We start from the raw sequence: 2771 nt of genomic DNA, 5'->3' as shown, positions 1-2771 counted from the left end.
CAAACAGCATGAGAGGTGGGAAACTGGGCGTGGCCGCGGCAGCCTTGATGGGCGCGGCGGCGTTCGCCCCGGCGGCGCAGGCGCAAACGTCGGCGGTCAACGTGTACGGCCTCATCGACATGAGCGTGGGTTCGTACAAGGCCCCGGGCGGCCAGCGCCAGACCCTGGCCGAGAGCGGCAAAATGACCACCAGCTTCCTGGGCTTTGGCGGCAGCGAAGACCTGGGCAACGGCCTGTCGGCCCAGTTCAAGCTGGAAACCTTTTTCCGCTCCGACGTCGGCCGTTCCGGCCGCTTCGACGGCGACGGCGAATTCACCCGCACCGCGTCGGTCGGGCTGGCGCACAAGCGCTATGGCGCCCTGCACCTGGGCCGCAACACCACGTCGCTGTTCGTCTCCACGCTGATGTTCAACGCCGTCGGCGACTCTTTCGGGTTCTCGCCGGCCATCCGGCAGTACTTCACCAGCGGCACCGTCACCGGTGACACCGGCTGGAACGACTCCATCGCCTACAGCAGCCCCACCGTGGGCGGCTTCCGCGCCAACCTGGCCTACGCCTTCAAGGAAGGCCAGGCCGCCACCGACGGCAACAACTGGAGCGTAGGCCTGGGCTACAGCCAGGGGCCACTGGCGCTGTCCTTCGTGGCGCAAGAGGTGAAAAAGGGCGCAGTCAACGACACCAAAACCCAGCAACTGGGCGGCGCTTACGACTTTGGCGTGGCCAAGGTGTTCGCCCAGTACGGCGAGGTGGAGAACCTGACCACCGGCAACGAATTCGACATCAGTGGCCTGGGCGTGCGCGTGCCCTTGGGCGCTGGCGCGGTGGTGGCCCAGTGGGGCCGGCTGGACGCCCAAACCGGCGCCGACCGCAGCAGCCTGACGCTGGGCTACCTGCACAACCTGTCCAAGCGCACCGAGGTGTACGCCATGGCCATGCAGGAAAAACAGGACGGCCTGAGCAACGGCAGCAGCGTCGCCGTGGGCCTGCGCCACCGGTTCTGAGCGGGGGGGTGGGTAATAAAAAAACCCAGCGCGGGTGCGCTGGGTTTTTAAACTTCTGTTCCACGCGGCGGGCGCCCGAGGGCGCCCCTGCCGTGGGGATTAGAAGGTGTGGCTGATACCGATGTTGTAACCGGTGGACTTGCCGTTGGTGCCGTTGGTCGAAGTGGGGCCGTTCAGCGCCAGGTTCAGGCCGTTCTTGTTTTTCATCTGAGCGACGGTTGCGTACAAGGCGGTGCGCTTGGACAGATCGTAGATATAGCCCACTGCGATCTTGGTGGCCTTCGGTGCCGGGTCGGTATCGCCAGTGATAGAGACCTTGGACGAGCCGTAAGCTGCGCGGATGCGGCCAGGGCCCATCGGAGCCACAACACCAATCTCGTAGCTGGAAACCTTGACCAGTTCCTGGCCAGTGGTCAGGCTCGCTTTTTCTTGACCGTAGTGGGCCATGACCTTGGCCACGCCGAAGTCGTAAGAAGCGCCTGCAACGGTGGATTTGTGATCCAGAGCTTGGGTGTTGGCCAAGCCGGCTTCAGTACGCAGGGTGGCAATCAAGCCCGTAGGAGAAAGCGCAGTGCCCAACGTACCGCCGTCGGTGTTGCTAAAGCCGATTTCGGCAGCCAGGGGGCCTTGGGTGTAGTTCACACGGATACCGGCGCTTTGACCGACGCTGTTGCCAGCAGCGGTTTGTTCGTCAAACGCGTACTGAACCTGGGCCATGAACCCGGCCATGCGCGGCGAAGTGTAGGTTGCCGAGTTGTTGTTCCAAATGGCATTGGATTGGCCCGTGAAACCATGAGCGACGTTACGGGAACCAAACTGCATGTAGTTGCCAACGCCGCCGGTGCCGAAGGCCGAGAACATGAAGGGTGCCCAGAAGGTGGTGCTGTACTCGCGGCCCAAACGGACTTCGCCGAAGCCACCTTCTAAGCCAACCCAAGCACCGCGATCACCCATCGTGGTTGTAGCAGGCGCGTCAGCAGCAAAGCCAGTCTCAATTTGGAATTTAGCCTTCAGGCCGCCACCCAGGTCTTCAGTGCCACGGAAGCCGAGGCGGTTCGTCGTCATGTTGCTGCTGGTCAAACCAGTGACGTCGGTGCTGCCCGCACCAGAGTTGTTCACGCTGGTGAAGCCTTGGTCGATCACACCGTAAATGGTCACGGAAGACTGGGCCATCACGGCGCCGGTGGCGGCCAGGGCGGCCAGGGCAATCAGGTGCTTTTTCATGTTCAGTTATCTCCAGTTTGAGAGGAAAACCGGGCCAGCGTTGCCGTTCCGCGGTTGGCTTCGCTGTGGAAGCTGAGGTTGATTACAGCAGACCAAAACCGTGCGCCCCAGCCCCCAAGCGGTGCATGCAGGGAAAACCCCGGTGGTTTTTGTGGCGCGCCTGCAACAAAAACGGGGCGAAGTGATGTGGCTGAAAGCGCGTGTCACCGAACCGTCACGCCGGTTGTTTGCAATCGATAGGTCTCCCCGCACACCGTGGGGAGGGGTGGCGCCACCGGCGCCGCAATCCCTGACCAACCGAAAGCTTGCAATGAAAGCACATCTGATCGCACTGGCCGCCGTGGCCGCCTGCGGCGCCGCCGCCGCCCAATCCAACGTGTCGGTGTACGGCCGCCTGGACCTGTCGGTGGGCAGCGAAAAAGACAACATCGCCAACACCAGCAAGTCCGCCGTCTCCAGCGGCCTGCTGACCACCAGCCGCCTGGGCTTCCGTGGCACCGAAGACCTCGGTGGTGGCCTCAAAGCCATCTTCCAGATCGAAACCAC

General features: G+C 63.0%; 3 protein-coding genes. 2 read left to right on the top strand and 1 reads right to left on the bottom strand.

The features are described from left to right. The coding region (locus HA630_RS14955) for a porin (RefSeq protein ID WP_208300098.1) at positions 1-1001 on the top strand (1001 nt) is incomplete at its 5' end. A gap of 99 nt (positions 1002-1100) precedes the next feature. Here HA630_RS14955 and HA630_RS14950 read toward each other — a convergent pair. Further along, on the bottom strand, positions 1101-2225 hold the full coding sequence (locus HA630_RS14950) for a porin (protein WP_166835686.1): 1125 nt from the start codon (positions 2223-2225) through the stop codon (positions 1101-1103). Positions 2226-2535: 310 nt separating this feature from the next. Between HA630_RS14950 and HA630_RS14945 the strand changes: the two genes are divergently transcribed. After that, the coding region (locus tag HA630_RS14945) for a porin (RefSeq protein WP_166835683.1) at positions 2536-2771 on the top strand (236 nt) is incomplete at its 3' end.

Source organism: Aquabacterium sp. A08 (assembly GCF_011742065.1).
This window is presented reverse-complemented; position numbering and strand designations above follow the sequence as displayed.